The sequence below is a fragment of the Streptomyces daliensis genome (assembly GCF_054782395.1).
Genome location: NZ_BAAGSO010000069.1, coordinates 110,960 through 132,416 on the forward strand (window position 1 = coordinate 110,960; position 21,457 = coordinate 132,416).

General features: G+C 73.5%; 16 protein-coding genes. 11 read left to right on the forward strand and 5 right to left on the reverse strand.

Annotation, left to right across the window (positions count from 1 at the left end):
• Positions 1-42: 42 nt before the first annotated feature.
• Positions 43-1,917 (reverse strand): M23 family metallopeptidase, encoded by a 1,875-nt coding sequence (locus tag ACYVOO_RS16095; protein WP_461016320.1) that lies wholly within the window; start codon positions 1,915-1,917, stop codon positions 43-45.
• 197 nt (positions 1,918-2,114) lie between these two features.
• Positions 2,115-3,056 carry an esterase/lipase family protein gene (locus ACYVOO_RS16100; protein ID WP_461016321.1) on the reverse strand — a complete coding sequence of 314 codons (942 nt, stop codon included), beginning with the start codon at positions 3,054-3,056 and terminating at the stop codon, positions 2,115-2,117.
• Between the two features lie 406 nt (positions 3,057-3,462).
• On the opposite strand from ACYVOO_RS16100, the gene ACYVOO_RS16105 reads away from it, so the two are divergent.
• Positions 3,463-3,873, forward strand: a complete 411-nt coding sequence (locus ACYVOO_RS16105; RefSeq protein WP_453348931.1) for a cobalamin B12-binding domain-containing protein — start codon at positions 3,463-3,465, stop codon at positions 3,871-3,873.
• 265 nt (positions 3,874-4,138) lie between these two features.
• Here ACYVOO_RS16105 and ACYVOO_RS16110 read toward each other — a convergent pair whose 3' ends face one another.
• Together ACYVOO_RS16110 and ACYVOO_RS16115 are read right to left on the reverse strand one after the other, a co-directional pair.
• Positions 4,139-5,878 carry a DUF5691 domain-containing protein gene (locus ACYVOO_RS16110; protein ID WP_461016322.1) on the reverse strand — a complete coding sequence of 580 codons (1,740 nt, stop codon included), beginning with the start codon at positions 5,876-5,878 and terminating at the stop codon, positions 4,139-4,141.
• A gap of 120 nt (positions 5,879-5,998) precedes the next feature.
• A complete protein-coding gene (locus ACYVOO_RS16115) occupies positions 5,999-7,426 on the reverse strand; it encodes an SWIM zinc finger family protein (protein WP_461016323.1) in 1,428 nt (475 codons plus the stop codon).
• Between the two features lie 152 nt (positions 7,427-7,578).
• Between ACYVOO_RS16115 and ACYVOO_RS16120 the strand changes: the two genes are divergently transcribed.
• From ACYVOO_RS16120 to ACYVOO_RS16160, 9 genes are all read left to right on the forward strand, one after another.
• Complete coding sequence (locus ACYVOO_RS16120; RefSeq protein ID WP_461016324.1) at positions 7,579-8,679, forward strand: ATP-binding protein; 1,101 nt, start codon at positions 7,579-7,581, stop codon at positions 8,677-8,679.
• A gap of 116 nt (positions 8,680-8,795) precedes the next feature.
• On the forward strand, positions 8,796-11,534 hold the full coding sequence (locus ACYVOO_RS16125) for a DUF5682 family protein (protein WP_461016338.1): 2,739 nt from the start codon (positions 8,796-8,798) through the stop codon (positions 11,532-11,534).
• Complete coding sequence (locus ACYVOO_RS16130; protein WP_461016325.1) at positions 11,531-12,715, forward strand: VWA domain-containing protein; 1,185 nt, start codon at positions 11,531-11,533, stop codon at positions 12,713-12,715. Before ACYVOO_RS16125 ends, ACYVOO_RS16130 begins: the two co-directional genes overlap by 4 nt.
• 285 nt (positions 12,716-13,000) lie before the next feature.
• Positions 13,001-13,969, forward strand: a complete 969-nt coding sequence (locus tag ACYVOO_RS16135) for a hypothetical protein (RefSeq protein ID WP_461016326.1) — start codon at positions 13,001-13,003, stop codon at positions 13,967-13,969.
• Between the two features lie 101 nt (positions 13,970-14,070).
• Positions 14,071-15,375, forward strand: coding sequence for a hypothetical protein (locus ACYVOO_RS16140; protein WP_461016327.1), 1,305 nt, complete (start codon positions 14,071-14,073; stop codon positions 15,373-15,375).
• A gap of 121 nt (positions 15,376-15,496) precedes the next feature.
• A complete protein-coding gene (locus ACYVOO_RS16145) occupies positions 15,497-16,177 on the forward strand; it encodes a hypothetical protein (RefSeq protein WP_461016328.1) in 681 nt (226 codons plus the stop codon).
• Between the two features lie 361 nt (positions 16,178-16,538).
• The gene (gene sucC / locus ACYVOO_RS16150) at positions 16,539-17,714 is read left to right on the forward strand and encodes an ADP-forming succinate--CoA ligase subunit beta (RefSeq protein WP_461016329.1); all 1,176 of its coding nucleotides are present in this window, start codon (positions 16,539-16,541) and stop codon (positions 17,712-17,714) included.
• Positions 17,715-17,737: 23 nt separating this feature from the next.
• A complete protein-coding gene (sucD, locus tag ACYVOO_RS16155) occupies positions 17,738-18,622 on the forward strand; it encodes a succinate--CoA ligase subunit alpha (protein WP_453351237.1) in 885 nt (294 codons plus the stop codon).
• A 38-nt stretch (positions 18,623-18,660) separates the two neighbouring features.
• Positions 18,661-18,795 (forward strand): hypothetical protein, encoded by a 135-nt coding sequence (locus tag ACYVOO_RS16160; RefSeq protein WP_461016330.1) that lies wholly within the window; start codon positions 18,661-18,663, stop codon positions 18,793-18,795.
• Between the two features lie 62 nt (positions 18,796-18,857).
• On the opposite strand, the gene ACYVOO_RS16165 is transcribed toward ACYVOO_RS16160, so the two are convergent.
• A complete protein-coding gene (locus ACYVOO_RS16165; protein ID WP_461016331.1) occupies positions 18,858-20,327 on the reverse strand; it encodes an RNA polymerase sigma factor in 1,470 nt (489 codons plus the stop codon).
• A gap of 147 nt (positions 20,328-20,474) precedes the next feature.
• Between ACYVOO_RS16165 and ACYVOO_RS16170 the strand changes: the two genes are divergently transcribed.
• Positions 20,475-21,457 (forward strand): cell division protein PerM (locus tag ACYVOO_RS16170; protein WP_461016332.1); only part of this gene is annotated, 983 nt, incomplete at its 3' end.

Here is a 21,457-nt window from a genome sequence, read left to right on the forward strand (position 1 = left end):
CTCCGTGACGGCCACCGCCAGGGCGCGGTCTGCGCGTGAGGTCTATGTGGGGTCGAGGCCCTTGGCGCGGAGCCAGGGCAGCGGGTCCACGGCGGAGCCGCCGCCGGGGCGTACCTCGAAGTGGAGGTGCGGCCCGGTGGAGTTGCCGGAGTTGCCGGAGTAGGCGATCGTTTCACCGGCCTTGACCTCGCCGGACCGGATCTTGGTGCTGCTGAGGTGGCAGTACCAGGTCTCCGTGCCGTCCTTCGCCGTGACGACGGCCATGTTGCCGTAGGACATGTCCCACTTGGTGCTGACGGTGCCGTCGGTGGCGGCCTTGACGGGGGTGCCGTAGCTGACGGGGAAGTCGATGCCGGTGTGGATCGACATCCAGTTGACGCCCGCCGAGCCGTAACGCGCGCTGAGCCCGTGCTGCTCGACGGGGAGCGCGAACTTGGGGCGTGCCGCCTCCTTGCGCGCGGCCTCCTCGGCCTTGCGCTTGCGCTCCTCCTCCTGACGCTTCTTGAGGTCGATGCGCTCCTGGGTGCGGTTGGCGCGGTCGGCGAAGTCGTCGGCGTCGGCTGAGAGTCCGGCGAGCTGGGTGTCGAGCTTGTCGTTGGCGGCCGACGGCTTGACGGGGGAGGCGTCCGAGGCCGACTGCGCCGTCGTGTCCTCGCTGTCGCCCGTGCTCCCCATCACGGAGGCGGCGGCGACACCGGCGACGCCCATCACGGCGACCGAGGGCACCGCGACCGTCAGCAGCGCGGAGCGCCGGGGCTTGACGGAGCGGCGGCGACCGCGGGAGTGGGGGACGGCGGCGGAGGCGAGCGGGGTGACGTCGCCGTGGCCTGCCGGGGTGGGCGCGTCGTCGTCGGTCCCCGCGGGTTCGTGCTCGTGCTCGTGTTCGTGGCCGTACGCGTCGAAGGCGCCGACGGTCGGCATCGCCGCGGTGGAGTCCATCGCGGCGCCGGGATCCGGCTCGGGCTCGGGCGCACCGGGCACGGACTGCGAGGCCGCCTGGCTGTGACCGTGACCATGACCGTGGTTGTGGCTGGTGTCACCGGTGCCGTCGTCGTAGCTGTAGCTGTAGCCGTGCGGATCGTGCGGATGCTCGTAGGACTCGTGGGTCTCGTACGCGGCATAAGCGCCGTACGCCTCATGCGTCCCGGTGCCGAAGGCGGTGGCCTCGTAGGACCCGGTGTCGAATGTGCCCGCGTCGAACGCGCCGGTGGTGTCGAAAGCGCCGGATTCGAATGTTCCGGTGTCGTACGCCCCGGGCGTGTCGTGCTGCGGCGTCTCGTACTGCTCGTATTGCGGGTACTGCTCGTAGGACGCGTACTGCTCGGGCTGCGCGTACGTCTCGGCGGCGTAGGCGCTGGTGTCCCACTGGCCCGTCGCGTCGTAGTCCTGCCCGCCGTAGGCGGCGGTGGCGGGCTGGCCGGCGCCGGTGTCCCACTGGGAGGCGTCCCACTGGCCGGTGTCGTAGGCGCCGGTGCCGAATGCCGTGGCGTCGAAGGTGCCCGTGTCCCAATGTGAGGCGGCATAGCCGTAGTTGGCCTGCTCGCCGCTCTGCTGGGCCGGAATGCCGGGCGTGCCCTGGTATCCGGCCTGGGTCCAGGCGGTGGTGTCGTAGTGCCCGGTGTCATAGCCGGTCTCGTACGCACCCGCTCCATACGCCCCCGCGCTCCCGTCGCCGTTGTTTTCGGCGGCGCCCGGGAGGGAACCAAAGAGGGGATCGCCGTCGCCGTAGGAGGCGGCGAGGGCGTCGAAAGTGCCGGTCGAGTAACCGTCGTAAACGGCCGTGTGGCCGTGCGGTGCCTCCTGCTGGCCGTACGCGCCGTACGCCGCCTGCTCGTAGTTCGCGTCGTATGCCGCGTACGAGAAGTCGGAAGCGGTATCGGTCGGGCCGGGGTCTCCCGACGGGTGACGGTCGTTCACCACCAACTTCTCTTTCGCCTCGACAGCAGGGGCGGAGCAGTGCGGCGACTGTACCCGGCGGTACGCGACGGCGACAATCTTCGGCAGGTTTCACGGCTCCATGAAACGGGCATTCGACCGCCTTTCGGCGGACTACGGGCCGTGATTTGGCCCGGTGTTCGATGCGCGTTCGAGGGGCGTTCGGCTTCCGGAGGCGGTCAGGCGACTCCTGCGGGGGACGCGGAGGGCGCCTCGGGAGATGCCGCGGACAGCGCTCCGGTGTGCGCCTCGCCTGCCAACTCCGCGCGAATGCGGGCGGAAACGGCGCAGTCCACCGGCAGCGACAGATGTCCGACACCGCGCACATGGACGTTGCGTACCCGCAGGTCGGGATGGTCCAGCCGGGCCGTCGAGCGCGGGATCATCAGCTCGTCGAGATCGCTCCAGAAGCTGACGAAGGACGTGCGGCAGCCGTGCGGTTCGGGCCCGGCGAGATCGCGGAGCAGCGACGAGCCGGGGCGCATCTGCCGGATGAGGGGGTGCGGGGAGAACGGGGGCGCGGCGCGGGTGCCGCTGTGCGGTGTGCCGAGCGTGATCAGGGTGCGTATCCGCGCGTCCCCGCCGAGGCGCTGCACGTAATAGCGGGCGGTCAGGCCGCCGAGGCTGTGCCCGATGAGATCGATCCGGCGGTGGCCCGTCCGCGCGCAGATCTCCTCCACCTGCTCGGCGAGCCGTTCGGCGGCGACGCGGATGTCCCAGGTCAGAAGGGAGTGATTGAGCGCGTAGAGGTGGCACCAGCCGTGCTTGGCGAGGGCGCGGCGCAGCAGGAGAAAGATGGAGCGGTTGTCGACGAAGCCGTGGAGGAGCAGCACGGGCGGGTGTGTGCGGCCCTCGGTGGGGAGCAGGGAGCAGGCGGTGTCGGAGCCGGGACCGGTGCCGGTGCCGGGGCCTGGGCTTGGTGACGCGCCGCCGCCTGCCTCGTCCGCACCGTCCGGCGAGGTGGGCAGTGCGGTGAGGAGCGGCGGCGGGCGTTCGTCGCGCACGCCCGTCGGATAGAGCAGCACATGTCCCGTCAGGACGAGGGCCTCCATGGCGGCGGCTCGCAGAAAGGGCAGGCCGGGGAGTGCTGTCAGCGCGGAAAGCGCGGTTGGTGCGCGCACGGTCGTCCACCTCCCGAAAGGCACACGAGAGGATGGCGCGGCGCGTGGTGCTGCCCGATCGTGGCGCGAGCGGGCGGTCCGGTCCGCATCACCGTGCCGTGCGGCTGACGGCGCGGTGATGCGGCGACCTTGCTGCGGCTCCTGCGGCTCTCCCCTGACGCGCCGGGCCCGAGTGACGAGTACGGATACGGCGCGTGGCGTACGTGTTGTCCCACGTGTGATTTCCCCCTCCCTTCAGAGCGCGAAACGGCCGGTTGCGGGATGCTGGCGATAACGTTCGTTCACTCCGGCGGCCATGGAGTGCTCCGTACGTCCGTCCCCCGGGCGGTCCCGCGAGGTCGTGGGCGACAAGCGGATGGCGCGGGGCGCCGTTGCCGTCGTAGAGCCGTTGCAGATGGAGGCAGTGATGGGTGTGTCGGGTCAGATCCGCGTGGTGGTGGCCAAACCGGGTCTCGACGGCCATGACCGCGGGGCGAAGGTGATCGCGCGGGCGCTGCGTGACGCGGGCATGGAGGTCATCTACACCGGGCTTCACCAGACCCCGGAGCAGATCGTGGACACGGCGATCCAGGAGGACGCCGACGCGATCGGCCTCTCGATCCTCTCGGGCGCGCACAACACGCTCTTCGCGAAGGTGCTGGAACTGCTGCGCGCACGCGAGGCGGACGACATCAAGGTCTTCGGCGGCGGGATCATCCCGGAGGACGACATCACGCCCCTCAAGGACCAGGGCGTCGCCGAGATCTTCACCCCCGGCGCGACGACGACCGAGGTCGTCGCATGGGTCCGCGCGAACGTCACCCGCCTCGCGGCGTAACCGCGCGTCCGCGCGGTGCGGCCGCGACGGCGGGGCCCCGCGCCTCGCCGGGTGCGCCGCCTCGCTGTGCGACGGGGCCCCTTCTGCCGGGGCGGTGCGAGGGCTCCCGCGCCGCGAGGGTGCCGGTCGCGGGTGCGGGGCGCCGGGGCCGCCGCAGCGACCCTGCTCCCGCTCCTGCCCCGGGTCCTGCCCCGGCCCCGCACGGCCCGCCCCGCCGTCCCGCGTACCGGGGCGGCGAAAGGGGAGGAGGCGGGGCCGCACGGCGTCACCCGTCCAGCTCGGCGCGCATCAGGGCGCGCAGCCGCAGGGTGCCGACGAGCCGCTGGAACGTCTCCGCCCAGTACGCACCGGCCCCCGGCGAACCGTCCTCCGGCTCGTCGGGCACGGCGGCGAGCGGGGCGAGGCGGTCAGCGTCGGACGGATCGAGGCACCGCTCGGCCAGCCCCATCACCCCGCTGAAGCTCCACGGATAGCTGCCCGCGTCACGGGCGATCTCCAGCGCGTCGACCACGGCACGGCCCAGCGGGTCCGACCACGGCACCGCGCACACCCCGAGGATGCGGAACGCCTCCGACAGCCCGTGCGCCTCGATGAAGCGGGCCGCCCACCGCGCGCGTTCCTCCTTCGGCAGCACCGTCAGCAGCTTGGCCGGATCGCCGGGCCCCTCGACCAGTGAGGTGCTGGGCGGGCCGATCAGGGCGCGGGCCCACGGCGCCGAGCGCTGCCGGACGGCGGCGCGGCACCAGGCGGCGTGCAGGTCCTGCCGCCAGTCGTCGGCGACGGGCAGCGCCGCTATCTCCTCGGGCGTGCGCCCGCCGAACTGGCCGCTCCACACCTCCAGCGGCGTCGCCTCCACCAACTGACCCAGCCACCAGGCCCGCTCGCCCCGCCCGGCGGGCGGCTTCTGCACGACGCCGTCCCGGCGCATCGCCGCGTCGCACTCGTGCGGCGCCTCCACGGCGACGCGGGGCTCGGGCTCGAGGGGATCCAGGACGACGCAGCTACGGGCGCGGTCCGCCATGCGCGCGGAGAGCGCGGAACCGGGGAGCCCCGACAGCAGCTCGGCCGCCGTGGACCGCACCGTGTGGCTGCGGTCGCCCAGGGCCCGCTCAAGGAACGGCTCATCGTCGGGATGGAGCCCCTCGCGCAGCGAATCGAGGAACATCAGCCGGTCCTCGGCCCGTTCCGTCGACCAGGTGGAGGTCAGCAGGGCGAGCCCGGCCGCCGGATCGCGCCGCCGCAGCGCGGTCAGTGCGCTGACGCGCTCGGCGAACAGGCCCTCCCCCCAGAGCCGCTGGATGTCCTCCGCGACCTCCCGCGCTTCGGCGTCGGACTCCGCCTCGGACCGCGCCCGTGCCGCCGCGTCCGCCGACTCCGCGTCCGCCGCTTCCGGGACCCCCACCTCCGGGACCCCCGCCTCCGGAACCCGCGTGGTGCCGCAGGTGATGCCGCCGCCCGTTTGCGTGGCCGGGCGCGAACCGTCCGGTGCCGCCGACGCGTGGCCGACGGTGTTGCGCAGCGCGAACCTCCAGTCCCGGTTCAGGCGCGCGAGCCACAGCCCACGGGGGCCCGCGAAGGCCAGGGCCTCGCGCCGCAGGTCCGTACGCGCCCGCGCCGTGTCGAGAAGTGCGGGCAGCAGTTCGGCCGGGGCGCGATAGCCCCGCTCGTTCGCCGCCGACAGCCACTGCGGCAGCAGTTCGGCGAGGTCCGGAGCGGTACTGCGCCGCGCCCCTGCGGAGCCCGGACTGCCGCCGCGCCCCGCCAGCAGCATCGCCAGCCGCCGCCGCGCCGCCTCCGGCAGCGGCCGCCGCGCGTCCTCGGGCGCGGGTCCGGTGCGGGGCGCGGAGGGGGCAGGGAGCAGCGCGGCCCGGCGGCGCACGGTCTCGGCCGCCGCCGCGTCCAGCAGGGCGTGCACGCTTCCGCCCGGAGGCGTGCGCCGCTCGGCCCCGAGCAGCGCGGCGCTGACCAGCTCGCTCCACTGCGCCGCTGGTGCGGTGGTTTCCATGGTGACGGTTCCCCTCCTCGTATGACGTACGGACTCAGGCCCGCGCCGTTTCACGCACGGCGGCCTCACATACCGGCGCCCCCCGGCACCGGCCGCCCCGCGCACGCTGGGACGCTTCCGTCACAGCGGGACCATGTCCGTGCCGTTCCACGTCGCGTACGGGGCGAAGCCGCGGTGGCCGCACTCCCCGAAGACGGTGAGCGGACCACCCCCCGATATGGCCAGGAGTTTCCACAGGGCTGTGGAATCCGTGCCGGACGTGACGGGCAGGGCTGCGTCCTGCTCCGCGTCGGCCACCTGCCAGTCGGATCCGGCGTCCTGCTCGGCGGGCGGCACCGGCACCACGTCCCGCAGGACCGCGGGCCAGCCGTCCAGCCAGGGGTCCTCGCACAGCGCCGCGCCGTACGCCGCGAGCGCGTCCTCCACCGTGCCGCCCGGCGGGACCCAGCCCGCCTCCGGAACTCCGTGCCGCTCCCCGAGCGCGGCACGGAGCGGGCTCGCTCCCGGATAGAAGGCGAGATCGGCCTCGACCGAAGCGCCCACGGGCAGGGCGAGTTCCGGAGCCCGGCCGCCCGCGCCGAAGGACAGCAGCAGCGCGGGCCGCCCCGAATCCCGCCCCCACAGCCATATGCGCCGGACCGTGAGCCGCCCCTCCTCGCCGTCGCGCTGGGCCAGCACGAGCCAGTGATCGCGGATGCGCGACGCCTCGTCGGCCAGCAGCTCGGCCGTGTCCACCGTGAGCCCGACGCGTGCGCGCACCGTGGCGGCGAGCGGCTCGGGCAGCACCTCCAGGCCCAGGAAGCCCTGGTCCAGCAGGTGCAGCAGCGCGCATTCGGACAGCAGCCGCTCCGGCCAGCCGCGCCCGGAGGAGGGGACGGTGCCCAACTCCCGTATGCGCGAGGCGAGGCCGGGTGCCTGCGCGTCCACCATGCGCGCCGCCATCTCGTCCCATGCCGCGTAACCCGCCTGATCGGCGCCCGCGAGGCCGCCGCGCAGCAGATCGGCCAGGCGCTGCTCCAGTTCCGTCGCGCCCGCGGCGATGCGCTGTGCACGCTGCTCCGCACGCTTGCGCGCCCCCTCGGAACCGGTTCCCGGCCTGGCCGATCTGCCGCTCCCCTCCCTGTCCCCGCCGGTGCCGCCCCCGATGGCCCCGGCGTCCCCCGAACTCCGCTGTACGGCGCGCTCCCGCCGCCCGCTCAGCCACTCGCCCGCCCACTCGGGCGGCTCCGGCGACTCCGCGACCGTCCCCCCGCCCCCCGGCGGCTCGCCAGCCCACAGCAGCAGCAGGCCGAGCGCGTGCTTGCACGGGAACTTACGGCTGGGGCAACTGCACTTGTAGCCGGGACCGCCGCCCCCGTTCAGATCCACGACGGTCCGATACGGCTTGCTGCCGCTGCCCTTGCACAGCCCCCACACCGCGCCCGCGCCAGCGCCCGCCTCCGACCACGGGCCGGGCGCCGAGAGCTTGTCGCCCGCCCGGCGCGACGCCTCGTCCGGCGCCAGCGCGGCCACCTGTTCCGCCGTCCAGCGGACCCCCTGTCCAGTCATGTCTCCGACCGTACGAGCCGCCACTGACAATCCACTGAACGACGGCTGTCATCGCAGGTCAGAGTCATGGTGGGGACGACGCGAGGCCGATTGTCAGTGGCGGGGTGCATCGTGTTGAGCACATCGAATCCGCCGTGCGTGAAGGGGGAGTTGTGACCGATACCCATGCCGTGACACAGAAGCTGAGGCCGCATGCGGAAGATGCCTTCGCGGGGGAGCTGAAGGCCCTCGCCGCCGCGGACGACAGGCCGCGTCCCGAGCGGTGGCGGCTGTCGCCGTGGGCCGTCGCCACGTATCTGCTGGGCGGCGAGCTGCCGGACGGAACGGTGATCACGCCGAAGTACGTCGGGCCGCGCCGCATCGTCGAGGTCGCCGTGACCACGCTCGCGACGGACCGTGCGCTGCTGCTGCTCGGCGTCCCCGGCACCGCCAAGACGTGGGTGTCCGAGCACCTGGCGGCAGCGGTCAGCGGTGATTCGACGCTGCTGGTGCAGGGCACAGCGGGCACCGCCGAGGAAGCGATGCGCTACGGCTGGAACTACGCCCAGCTCCTCGCACACGGCCCCAGCAGGGACGCGCTCGTGCCGAGCCCGGTCATGCGGGCGATGTCGGAGGGGATGACGGCGCGGGTGGAGGAGCTGACGCGCGTCCCGGCCGATGTCCAGGACACGCTCATCACCGTCCTGTCGGAGAAGACCCTGCCCATACCGGAGCTGGGCGAAGAGGTGCAGGCGGTGCGGGGCTTCAACCTCATCGCCACGGCGAACGACCGCGACCGCGGCGTCAACGAGCTGTCCAGCGCCCTGCGCCGCCGGTTCAACACGGTGGTGCTGCCCCTGCCCGAGATGGCGGAGGCCGAGGTCGAGATCGTGGCGCGCCGCGTGGACCAGCTCGGCCGCTCCCTCGATCTGCCCTCCGTGCCGGACGGGATAGAGGAGATCCGCCGGGTCGTGACGGTCTTCAGGGAGCTGCGCTCAGGGATGACGTCGGACGGGCGCACGAAGCTCAAGTCGCCCTCGGGGACGCTGTCGACGGCCGAGGCCATCTCGGTGATCACGGGCGGACTCGCGCTCGCGGCGCACTTCGGGGACGGCGTGCTGCGGGCCGGTGACGTGGCGGCGGGGATCCAGGGCGCCGTGGTGCGCGATCCGTCGGCCGATCAGACGGTCTGGCAGGAGTACCTGGAGGCGGTCGTGCGCGAGCGCGACGGATGGAAGGACTTCTATCGCGCCTGCCGAGAGGTCTCTGCGTGACGGATGCCGACGGCGTGAACGGACCGGAGCGGGTGGACGGGACAACGCAGTTGGAGGGGGACAAGCACGTGAAGGACAAGGCGCAGGGGGAAGCGCCGACGGGGGTCGGGGGGCCGATGCTGCTCGGGGTGCGGCATCACGGTCCGGGCTCCGCGCGGGCGGTCCGCGCGGCACTGGAGGGGCACAGGCCGGGCGTGGTCCTCATCGAGGGCCCGCCGGAGGCGGACGGCATTGTCGCACTCGCCGGGGACGAGGCGATGCGGCCACCGGTCGCGCTGCTCGCACATGTGCTGGACGAGCCGGGCAAGGCGGCGTTCTGGCCGCTGGCGGCCTTCTCGCCCGAGTGGGTGGCGATCCGCTGGGCGCTGGCGCACGGGGTGCCGGTGCGGTTCATCGATCTGCCCGCCGCGCACTCCCTCGCGATGGAGCCGGACGGGGCCGAGGGCGAGGACGGAGACGGGGACGGGGAAACGGACGGCGTCGGGCCCGAGGGGACGGGCGGCGAGGACGCCGACGACAAGGACACGGACAACGGCAACGACGGGGTGACGGACAGTCCCGCGCGGGCGCTGCGGATCGATCCGCTCGCCGTCCTCGCGGAGACGGCGGGGTACGACGATCCGGAACGCTGGTGGGAGGACGTCGTCGAGCACCGCGGCACCTGGGGGCAGGCGCCCGGAAACACAGCGGGACCGTACGCGCCCTTCCTCGCACTCGGCGAGGCGATGGCGGCGCTGCGCGAGACCCACGGCGACGGCGGACACCGGCGCGATCTCGTCCGCGAGGCCCATATGCGGCTGCGGCTGCGCGAGGCGGTCAAGGAGTTCGGGGAGGAATCCGTCGCCGTCGTCTGCGGTGCCTGGCACGTGCCCGCGCTCGCGCACAAGACCTCCGTCACGGCGGACCGCCAGTCGCTGAAGGGCCTGCCCAAGGCGAAGACCGAGGTCACCTGGGTGCCCTGGACGCACAGGAGGCTGGGCCGGCAGAGCGGTTACGGCGCGGGGATCGCCTCGCCCGGCTGGTACGGGCACCTGTTCTCCGCTCCGGACCGCCCCGTCGAGCGCTGGATGACGAAGGTCGCGGGCCTGCTGCGGGAGGAGGACCACGGCGTCTCCTCGGCGCACGTCATCGAGGCGGTGCGCCTCGCCGACACGCTCGCGGCCATGCGCGGACGCCCGCTGGCGGGCCTGACGGAGACGACGGACGCGATCCGCGCCGTCATGTGCGAGGGCTCGGACGTGCCGCTGGCGCTCGTCCAGGACCGCCTCGTGGTCGGGGACGTGCTGGGCGAGGTCCCGGAGGGCGCGCCCGCCGTTCCCCTCCAGCGCGATCTGGCCGCGCGGCAGCGCACGCTGCGGCTCAAGCCCGAGGCACAGGACCGCGAACTGGAGCTGGATCTGCGCAAGGACACGGACGCCGCACGCAGTTGCCTCCTGCACAGGCTGCGGCTGCTCGGCATCGGCTGGGGCGAACCGTCCGCCTCCCGCACCGCCGGCACCGGCACCTTCCGCGAGAGCTGGCGGCTGCGCTGGGAGCCGGAACTGTCGGTGCGCGTCGCCGAGGCGGGGGTGTGGGGGACGACGGTGCTGGGCGCGGCCACGGCGAAGGCCGAGTCCGACGCCGTCGAGTCGGCCTCGCTCGCGGACGTCACGGCGCTCGCCGAGCGCTGTCTGCTCGCCGGGCTGACGGACGCGCTGCCCACAGTCATGCGGGTCCTCGCGGACCGCGCCGCGCTGGACGCGGATGTCGGCCACCTCGCGCAGGCGCTGCCCGCGCTGGTGCGCTCGGTGCGGTACGGCGATGTGCGGGGCACGGATTCCGCCGCGCTGACGGAGGTCGCGCTGGGTCTCGCCGAGCGCGTCAGGGTCGGCCTTCCGCCCGCCTGCGCCGGGCTCGACGCGGACGGCGCGGCCGAGATGCGCGGCCATCTGGACGCCGCCCACCAGGCCGTTTCCCTGCTCGGCCAGGAGGCACGGCGGAACGGCTCGGGAGGCGGGAGTGGCGGCAGCGGCGGCAGTTGGGAGGGCTCGGGCACCCAGGACGACTGGCCGGAGCCGGACGCGTCGGCCGGGGGCGGCACCTCGGGCGGGGGCGACGGCACGGAAAGCGGCGGCGGTTCGGGCAGCGGCGATGCGTTCGGCGGCGTCGACGGTGCGGGCGGCCGGGGCGAGGCGGACGGGCTCGGCGTCCGCTGGCGCGGCACCCTGCGCACCCTCGCGGCGCGCGACCGGATACCCGGGCTGGTCCGGGGCCGGTGCGCCCGGCTGCTGCTGGACGACGGCCAGTTGGCCGAGGGAGAGGCGGCCCGGCTGATGGGCCTGGTGCTCTCACCGGGCACGGAGCCGGTCCAGGCGGCGGCCTGGATCGAGGGCTTCCTCGCGGGCGGCGGCATGCTGCTGGTCCACGACGCGCGGCTGCTCGCGCTCGTCGACGGCTGGCTGGCGAGCGTGTCGGAGGACGCCTTCACGGATGTGCTGCCGCTGCTACGGCGCACCTTCGCCGAGTACGAGTCGGGAGTGCGCCGCACGCTCGGTGAACTGGTGCGGCGCGGTACGGGGAAGGGGGACGGCGCGCGCGTGCCGTCCCCCTCCGGGGGCGCGCCCTCCGCCGATCTCGCGGGCTTCGGGCCCGGCCTCGACCGTCGGCGCGCCGACGCCGTACTGCCCACGGTCCGGCTGCTGCTCGGCGCGCCCCACGGCGCCGCCTCGAAGAAGGAGGCGCTGGCGGGCGCGGTCGCCGGCGAGACCACGGCGCGGCGAACCGGGAAGGCCGGGCGGCCCGGCGAAGAGCCTGGCGCGGGGTCAGGAGACGAAGTGCGGTCCGGGATGACGCGGAGGACGGTGGTGACGCGATGAGCGCGGGTACGGAGGAGCGGCTGCGCCGTTGGCGCCTGGTGCTCGGAGACGCGGGGAACTCCGACGGAACCGGGTGCTCCCTCGGCGGCACGGACGCCGCGATGGACCGCACGCTGGAGGCCCTGTACGGCTCGCGCGGCGGCCGTAACGGCGGCAAGGGCACGAGTCCGGGCGGCCAGGGAAGGGGAGGCGAACGTTCCGCTGGGCTCGGCGGCTCGGCGCCCCAGGTCGCCCGCTGGCTGGGCGACATCCGCACCTACTTCCCCAGCTCCGTCGTCCAGATCATGCAGCGCGACGCCATCGAACGGCTCGGCCTGTCGGCGCTGTTGCTGGAGCCGGAGATGCTGGAGGCGGTCGAGGCCGACGTCCATCTCGTCGGCACGCTGCTCTCGCTGAACAAGGCGATGCCGGAGACCAGCAAGGAGACCGCACGCGCGGTCGTGCGCAAGGTCGTCCAGGAGCTGGAGAAGAAGCTCGCCAGCAGGACCCGGGCCACGCTCACCGGCGCGCTGGACCGCTCGGCGAAGGTGAACAGGCCGCGCCACCGCGACATCGACTGGGACCGCACGATCCGGGCGAACCTCAAGAACTATCTGCCCGAGTACGGGACGGTCGTCCCCGAGCGGCTGATCGGTTACGGGCGGGCCTCGCAGTCGGTGAAGAAGGACGTCGTGCTCTGTATCGACCAGTCGGGCTCGATGGCGGCCTCCGTCGTCTACGCGTCGGTGTTCGGCGCCGTGCTCGCCTCCATGCGGTCGATCGACACCCGGCTCGTCGTCTTCGACACCAACGTCGTGGATCTCACCGACGATCTCGACGATCCGGTGGACGTCCTGTTCGGCACCCAGCTCGGCGGCGGCACGGACATCAACAGGGCGCTCGCCTACTGCCAGTCGAAGATCAGCCGCCCGGCCGAGACCGTCGTCGTGCTCATCAGCGATCTCTACGAAGGGGGCATACGCGACGAGATGCTGAAGCGGGTCGCCGCGATGAAGGCGGCGGGGGTGCAGTTCGTGACGCTGCTCGCACTCTCCGACGAGGGGGCGCCCGCGTACGACAGGGAGCACGCGAGCGCCCTCGCCGCACTCGGGGCACCCGCCTTCGCCTGCACGCCCGACCACTTCCCGGACGTGATGGCGGCGGCCATCGAGAAGCGGCCGCTGCCCGTGCCCGAGGCGTAAGGGGGCGTCGCGGATGTAGGGGACGAGACGAGACGAGACGAAGAAGGGCGGGACGAGACGGGGCATAGGGGGGCGTCGGGTCACCGGTCGGCGCGGCCATACCGGCCGACCGGTGACCCGGCCGCGCGAGAAGTGAACAAGTTGTGACGGGAGTTGCGGAGGGGCCCGGTCCGCGTGCAAGGATCTCTCTCACCGCCGGAACGCAGGGCTCCGGGTCACTTTCCGTGACCCCGCGCGGCCCGTGTTCCGTAGCCCCGTCCCCATTCCCCGGGAAGGTCCCCCTCCTTGTCCGCTGCCTTCGCCATGCCTGCCGCCGTGCGCCTTCCGCGCACGGCAGTGGCGCGGCGCGCGCTGCTGACGGTGTTCTTCCTGGGGGGTTTCCTCGCTCTCGCGTTCCTCTTCGGCGGCAGCGCGCACGCGGACTCCGGTCCGCGGCAGGACGGTGCGGCCGGTGCCGGGTCCTCCAGCGGACTGCTGGAGCCCGGCGCCGGTGCGCTTCAGAAGGCGGGCACCCAGGCGGGCGACGAGGCGGGCTCCGAAGAGAGCGTCAAGCCCGAAGAGAGCGACAAGGCGGAAGCGCAGGCGGACGCGGCACGCGCCGAGTTCGACCAGCAGCGTGCCGAGGCGCGCGAGGAGGCGGGCAGGACGACGGATGCCGTCGTCGAGCCGGTCGCCGAGAGCGCCGAGAACGGCGCGGAGCGCACGGGCGGGGTCACCCGTCCCGTCGGCGAGAAGACCGTCGAGACCGTGCGGGGCGTCGCCGACACGGTGGGCCTCGACGAGCTGACGGACCGCCTCGGCCACGGCCAGCGGCCCGGCCACGGCGACGGCTCCGAGGGCCGCCCCTCGGACGGGCACGGCCAGGACGGCGCGCACGGCGAGCGGGACGACAAGGGCGCGGACGGCCCGCACGGGCCCCGGCACCACGCCTCGTCGCTCCCCTCGTTCGACCCCGCGCACAGCGGCCACGCGGCGCAGCACGCGGCAGCCGCCGCGCACGGCGCCGACGACAACGACGGCGCCCCGGCGGACCGGCTCCCGCTCCGCCACCTGCCCGCCACGCCCGCTCCCACCTCCTCCACCTCGTCGCAGAGCTTCGGCGACGGCAGCGGCTCGCGCGGTGGCGCGGACCAGCTCGCCGCCTACGTCAGCGACATGGAGCGCTACGGGCTGCCGCAGCCCGGCGCGGTGCGCGCCGCGCACACCTCGCCGACCCGTGACAGGGCCGGCGACATCCTCGAATTCCCCGGCTAGGGCGGACCGTCCACGCGTCTGCGTTCCCCGTACCTGCCACGCGGGGGTGGACAGGTCTGCCCACAGCCGATTCCCCTGAATTCGAAGGACTCTCCCCAATCATGCGCAAGAACATCCGCCGTACCGTCGTCCTCGCCGCTGCCGCCTCCGGGATCTGGGCGCTCGGCGCCGCCACCGCCAGCGCCGACGAGCTGCCCGTCGCGCCCGACGCCGGTTCCGTGACCGACTCGCTCAAGGGCGCCGACGCGGACTCCGCCACCGGCACGGTCACCGACACCGTCGACGGGCTCAAGGGCGAGGTGCAGGACACCACCGACAGCGTCACCCAGAAGCTGCCCACCAAGCGCGTCCCGGAGACCGGCCTCGAGGACCTGTCCACGACCACAGCGCCGGACGCCGGTTCCGTGACCGACACCGTCGACGGTGTGACCGGCGAGCTCGCCGACAAGACCGGTGACCTGGGCAAGGGCGGCGACGCGGCCAAGGGCGCCGTCAAGGGCGCGGAGAAGACCGCGGGCAAGGCCGTCGGCAAGGCCACCGGCGTGGCCGGTGACGTCAAGGGCAAGGCCACCGAGGCCACCAAGGCCGTCGACGGCCTCAAGGGCGGCGAGCTGCCGCAGGTTCCGGCCGTCGGCGCCGTCTCCGGCCTGCCCACCAAGGACCTGCCCGCCCAGGGCCTGCCCACCGACGCGCTCCGGACCGACGGCCTCCCCGCCGCCCCCTCGGCCCCGGGCACCGGCAACCTCTTCAGCGGCATCGCCGCCGCAGGGCTGCGCCCCGAGCAGCTCACCACGGCGCTCAAGGGCGGCACGACGCAGCAGGTCGTCAAGAGCACCAAGCAGACCGTCGCGCCCGTGCAGCCGGTCGTGGGCGGCGTGGGCGGTACGGGCGCCTCCGTGCTGCCGCCCGTCGCGCAGTCCCTCGTCGTGCGGACCCTGCCGGTCACCGGGCAGGTCACGGGCCTCGCCGGTCAGACCACCGGCATCGCCGAGCAGGCCGCCGGTGACGCGGGCACGACCGCCGACCACGCCGTCTCCGCCACCGTCCCCTACGTCGCGGGCATCACCATCCAGGCCGACGGCCTGGCCCAGGGCGTGACCGGTGACGTGACCGGCCACGTCAGCGCCTTCGGCCAGAGCCTGGCCGCCGACGTCGCCCCGTTCGCCGGTGGCCTCGGCAGCAACGCCGCCACCGACACGCAGACCCTCGCGGGCAACGCCGTCACCGGCGTGCGGGGCGTCGGCCCGGCGAACGGCGTGGAAGCGGTGTCCGGGCTCGGCTCCGTCGCCGGTGCGGGTGACCTGACCGACGCCGCCAACATCCCGGCGCTGCCCGTCGTCTCGACGCTGCCCGCCGCCACGCTGCCCGGCGCCTCCTCGCTGCCCGTCACCGTCCCGGCGGTCTGAGGGACAGTCCTCCATCCAGGCTGGTGGGGCGGCTCTCCGTGGGGGTGAGCCGCCCCGCCCTCCCTCCCTCTCCTCCCACCTCCCTCCCCTCCACCACTACGGAATCGGGACAGCGATGCGCATGCGGAAGAGCATCCGCCGCGGAGCCGTCGTCGCCGCTGCCGCCGCCGGGCTGTGGGCCCTCGGGGCCACCGCGGCACAGGCGGACGGGCTGCCGTCGGCCGACGGCGTCCTCGGCACGGCGAGCACGGCGAGTACGGCGAGTACGGCAGGCACGGTCGACGTCGTCGACGACGCCCTGGACACCGACGACGCCCTGGACACCAAGGACGTCCTGGACGACGGCACGGTGACGACCCTCCCCGCGAAGGAGGCGACCGGCCGGGACGTGCACGTGCCCGCGCACGTGAAGCGGACAGCAAAAACAGCGGAAGCAGCGGAAGCAGTTGGCACGACAGAAACAGTCGGTACGACGGAGGCGGCGGAAACGGTAGGACATGCCCAGGAGAAGGCCAGGGAAGCCGTGTCAGCGGCGCGAGGGACCCGTGCGCTTCCGGCGTCCACGGGAGCTTCGGCAGCCGGAACCGTGTCCGGCCTCGCGGCTGCGTCCGCCGTCCCGCACGCGCCCGAGGTGCCGGAGGACGTGGTGATCGGGGTGCCCGAGGTGGTGCCCGGCGTGCCGAGCATCGGCGTCGTGCCGCTCTCGCTGCCCGGCATCCCGGGCGTCGGGCCGATACCCGGCGACTCGTCGTCGGTCCCGCCGGTCGTCGGCTCGCTCCCGTCGGTGCTGCTCGACCACTGAGCGACTCACGGGCCCGGCCTGGCCGCGGCGGTCTCTGTGGGGAGAGCCGCCGCACACGTCAGGCCGCACACGTCGGGCCATGGAAAGCGACAACGTCAGGGGTACGTACGAGGGACGGCGGTCCCGCGTACGTACCCCTGACGTACGCCGGTCTTCCCTGCCGCCGAGGCACTCCGCAGCAGGCGGGAGACCATTTGTGACCGTTGTCACCGCGCCGGTGTGAGCTGCGATTTATGAAGCGCTCACGCACAGAGCTAACCTGCAAGGCGGACATGCCGCGCGCCACCGGCGACGCCGCGGCCACGCGGCACGCCCACGCTGACATCGACCGCGATACCACTGATTAAGGGGACGGACGCGCGTGGACCTGTTCGAGTACCAGGCGAGGGACATCTTCGCCAAGCATGACGTACCGGTGCTGGCCGGTGAAGTCATCGACACGCCCGAGGCGGCGCGCGAGGTGACCGAGCGTCTCGGCGGCCGCGCGGTCGTCAAGGCGCAGGTCAAGACCGGCGGCCGCGGCAAGGCCGGTGGCGTGAAGCTGGCCTCCGACCCGGCGGACGCTGTCGAGAAGGCCAACGCCATCCTGGGCATGGACATCAAGGGCCACACGGTCCACAAGGTGATGCTGGCCCAGACCGCGGACATCGCGGAGGAGTACTACGTCTCCTTCCTCCTCGACCGCACCAACCGCACCTTCCTGGCCATGGCCTCCGTCGAGGGCGGCGTGGAGATCGAAGAGGTCGCCGCGACCAAGCCCGAGGCCCTGGCCAAGATCCCGGTCGACGCCATCGAGGGCGTCACCGAGGCGAAGGCCCGCGAGATCGTCGAGGCCGCGAAGTTCCCGGCCGAGCTGCACGACCAGGTCGTGAATGTCCTCCAGAAGCTGTGGGACGTCTTCGTCAAGGAGGACGCCCTCCTCGTCGAGGTGAACCCCCTGGTCAAGACCGGCGACGGCAAGGTCATCGCGCTGGACGGCAAGGTGTCCCTGGACGCCAACGCCGACTTCCGCCAGCCCGACCACGACGCGCTGGAGGACAAGGCCGCCGCCAACCCGCTCGAGGCGGCTGCCAAGGCCAAGGGCCTGAACTACGTCAAGCTCGACGACGGCCAGGTCGGCATCATCGGCAACGGCGCGGGTCTGGTCATGTCGACCCTCGACGTCGTCGCGTACGCCGGTGAGGCGCACAGCAACGTCAAGCCCGCCAACTTCCTGGACATCGGCGGCGGCGCCTCGGCCGAGGTCATGGCCAACGGCCTGGAGATCATCCTCGGCGACCCGGACGTCAAGTCCGTCTTCGTCAACGTCTTCGGCGGCATCACCGCCTGCGACGCCGTGGCCAACGGCATCGTCCAGGCCCTGGAGCTGCTCAAGAGCAAGGGTGAGGACGTCAGCAAGCCGCTGGTCGTGCGCCTCGACGGCAACAACGCGGAGCTGGGTCGCAAGATCCTGACCGACGCCAACCACCCGCTCGTGCAGCAGGTGGACACCATGGACGGAGCGGCCGACCGCGCCGCCGAGCTGGCTGCCAAGTAAGAGGGACGAGGACACCGAGAACCATGGCTATCTTCCTTACCAAGGAGAGCAAGGTCATCGTCCAGGGGATGACCGGCTCGGAGGGCCAGAAGCACACCAAGCGGATGCTGGCCTCCGGCACCAACATCGTCGGCGGTGTGAACCCGCGCAAGGCGGGCACCACCGTGGACTTCGACGGCACCGAGGTGCCCGTCTTCGGCGGCGTGAAGGAGGCCATCGAGGCCACCGGCGCCGACGTGACCGTCATCTTCGTCCCGCCGAAGTTCAGCAAGGACGCCGTCGTCGAGGCCGTCGACGCGGGCATCGGCCTCGCGGTCGTGATCACCGAGGGCATCGCGGTCCACGACACCGCCTACTTCTGGGACTACGCCGCCCAGAAGGGCAACAAGACGCGGATCGTCGGCCCCAACTGCCCCGGCCTCATCACCCCGGGCCAGTCCAACGCGGGCATCATCCCGTCGGACATCACCAAGCCGGGCCGCATCGGCCTGGTGTCGAAGTCCGGCACGCTCACGTACCAGATGATGTACGAGCTGCGTGACATCGGCTTCTCGACGGCAGTCGGCATCGGTGGCGACCCGGTCATCGGCACGACGCACATCGACGCGCTGCGCGCGTTCGAGGCGGACCCCGACACCGATCTGATCGTGATGATCGGCGAGATCGGCGGCGACGCCGAGGAGCGGGCCGCTGACTTCATCAAGGAGAACGTGACCAAGCCGGTCGTCGGCTACGTCGCGGGCTTCACCGCTCCCGAGGGCAAGACCATGGGGCACGCGGGCGCCATCGTCTCCGGCTCGTCCGGCACGGCGCAGGCGAAGAAGGAGGCCCTGGAGGCCGCGGGCGTGAAGGTCGGCAAGACCCCGTCCGAGACCGCGCGCCTGGCGCGCGAGCAGCTCGGCGGCTGACGGCGGCTCTACGGGCCGTGCGGGCGGAGTCGGCTGACGTGGCCGTGCTGGCTGCGCTGGCCGTACCGGCTGCACTGGTCGTGTCGACCGCACCGGTCGTACCGGCTGCACCGGCCGCACCGGTCGTGCTGGCCGCACCGGTCGTGCTGGCTGCGCCGGCCGCGCACGGCTGACGCCGAGCCTGGCGCGCCGAGGCCGTCCGGTCTCCGTGCGAACGCTGACGGGCCCGTCCCCCTCACCGGGGGGCGGGCCCGTCAGCGTGACGCGACCCGGCCACGGCCGCCCGGACCGGGCCGGGGAACCGGCCCTGGAACAACCCGGGCCCACTCGTCTTCCCGGCCTCCCGGGTCTTTGTCGTCTTCGCCGCCCTCGCCGCTTTCCGGAGGGCCTTCTCCCGTTCCCGCTGCTGCGCCCGTTCGCGCTTCTTCTCGCGCTCGCGCGCCTCCTCACGCTCACGCTCCCGGGCGACCTCCTCCGTCCGCGGCTGGTCGCGCTTCAGCTCGCCGTCGGGCGTGAAGTCGTCCATGTGCATGCGGCGGTTGACGGAGCGCAACTGGGGCGCGTACGCGGAGCCGGAGGTCTCCGGCGCGGCTCCGGGCAGGGGCTGGACGATGCCGAGGACCGCGTCCTTGGCCTTCCGCTCACCACCGCTCGGGTGTCTCTCCTCGGTGCCGCGCGCGTGCTGGTCCGCACCCGCGCCCGAGCCCGAGCCTGAGCTGTCCGGGGGGCCGGCGGAGGGGGCGAAGCGCGTGCTGCCGACGGCCTGCCCCCGCGCCTTGTCGTCCGCGGGCCGGTCAGCTCCGTCGGACCCGTTCCACAGCGCGGCCCCGGTGAACACGGCGACCGTGACCGTCAGACCGACCGCGGCGCCGTGCCGGCGCTGTGTCCTGCGTTCGCCGCCGCGCCGCACGAGCCGCGCCGGGCGCGTGCGCGCGGGCTGCGCCGCGGCCAGCTCCCGCAGCCGCGCGGAGAGCAGGACGCCGCGCGGCGCGCCCGGCTCGTCCCGCAGCTCCGGCATCCGTTCGAGCACGGCGTCGCGCGCGTGCTCCAGCCGCCCGGCCGTGGCCGGAGTGCTCGCCTCCGTCTCGGCGGCGATGGCGGACAGGCCGACGCCGAGACCGTCGTGCAGGAGGAGCGCGGCGCGGTACGAGGGAGGCAGCGCCAGCAGCGCTTCGAGCAGCGCCCGGTCGGAGGCGGGGGCGCGACGGGTGTCCCGGTGCCGTCGCCGGGGGCGGAGCCGACGCCAGGGGGAGAGCGCGTACGTGTACATCGCGGCCCTGACCCACCCGCCAGGGTCCGGGTCGACGGCGACCTCGGGCCAGCGCTCCCAGGCCAGGTGGAACGCGGCGGCGACGGCCCGGTCCGCCATCCGACGGTGCCCGCACAGCAGGAACGCCTGGCGGCTGAGGGCGGGAGCGTGCTGCGCGTACAGGGCGTCGAAGGCGCGCGCCGGGGTTTCGGGTCGCGTGGGGACGGTGGCGGATGTGACGGGGGTGAGGGGGGTGACGAGGGCGACGAGCGCGAGCAGGTCCTCCTCGTTCTCCCACACCCCCGTCCCGGGTCGGCTTCCGCGCTCCGGTTCCGCTTCCGCTTCCGGATCCGGGCCCGAGTCCGGACCCGGGGCCGCTTCTGGCTCCGGTGGCGGCTCGGCGTCGGCCTTCTTCCTGGTGGGACGCTCGGAACGGCGGCCGTCTCCGCCCCTCACGCGCCCGGCTTCCTCTCCACACTCGGGTACGAGGGCCGGATCGCTCTGGCACTTTGTGTGAAAAGATACATACGGACATCCTGGGCGACACAGCGACGATTCGCGCGATACCGGGGCGAAACGGGTGTTCTTGGCAGCATGGCGACCGTGAGCCAAGTGACGCAGCGCAGCCCGTCGTTGTCCCCGTACGCCCGAACGGCGCGGCGACCGCTGCCCGCGTCCGGTGCCTGGCTGTTCGGGGGAGCCGTCGCCGCGTGCCTGGGCCTCGGCCTCCTCGCCGTCGTGGTGCTGCTCCTGTGGATCACCTCGCCGTACCCGGACAGCGGCCCTGGCGGCGCGCTCCACGTCGCCGCAGACCTCTGGCTGCTCGCGCACGGGGCGCGACTCGTGCGCGCCGAGACCCTGTCGGGGCAGTCCGCGCCCATGGCGCTCACCCCGATGCTGCTCGCCGTGCCACCCGCCTGGCTGCTGTACCGCACGACGCTGCTCGCCCTCGTGGAGGGGGAGGAGCGCGGGGACGGGCGCGGCCCGAGGTCCGTCGTCGGCTGGGTGGCGGGCGGATACCTGCTGGTCGCGGGCGCGGCCGTCTGCTACACGGCCACTGGCCCGCTGCGTGTCGACGTGCTCAGCGCCGTGCTCCGGCTGCCGCTCTTCGTGCTCGGCGTGACGGCCGTCGCGGGGTGGCTGGGCGGCGGGCGGCCCGCGCTGGAACTGCCCGCGCGGCTGAATCGGCTGCGCTGGCTGAACTGGCTGCACCGGGTGTTCGCGCGCCCGCTGCTCCGCATCCTCACCCGGCGACGGGTCCTCACCGCCGTACGGGGCGCGGGCGCCGCCGTAGCCGTACTGGTCGGGGGCGGTGCGCTGCTCGCCGGTGGCGTGACGGTGTGGCACGCGGGGGCCGCACAGCGGGCGTTTCCACAGCTCACGGACTCGTGGTCCGGCTACGTCGCGGTGCTGTTGGCCGCCGTCGCGCTGGTGCCGAACGCCGCCGTCTGGGGGGCGGCGTACGCGCTCGGGCCCGGGTTCACGCTCGGGGCGGGCAGTGCGGTGGATCCGCTGGGCGGTGCCGTCGGGTATCCGCAGCTTCCGCACTTTCCGCTGCTCGCGGCGTTGCCGGGGGAGGGGGGTGG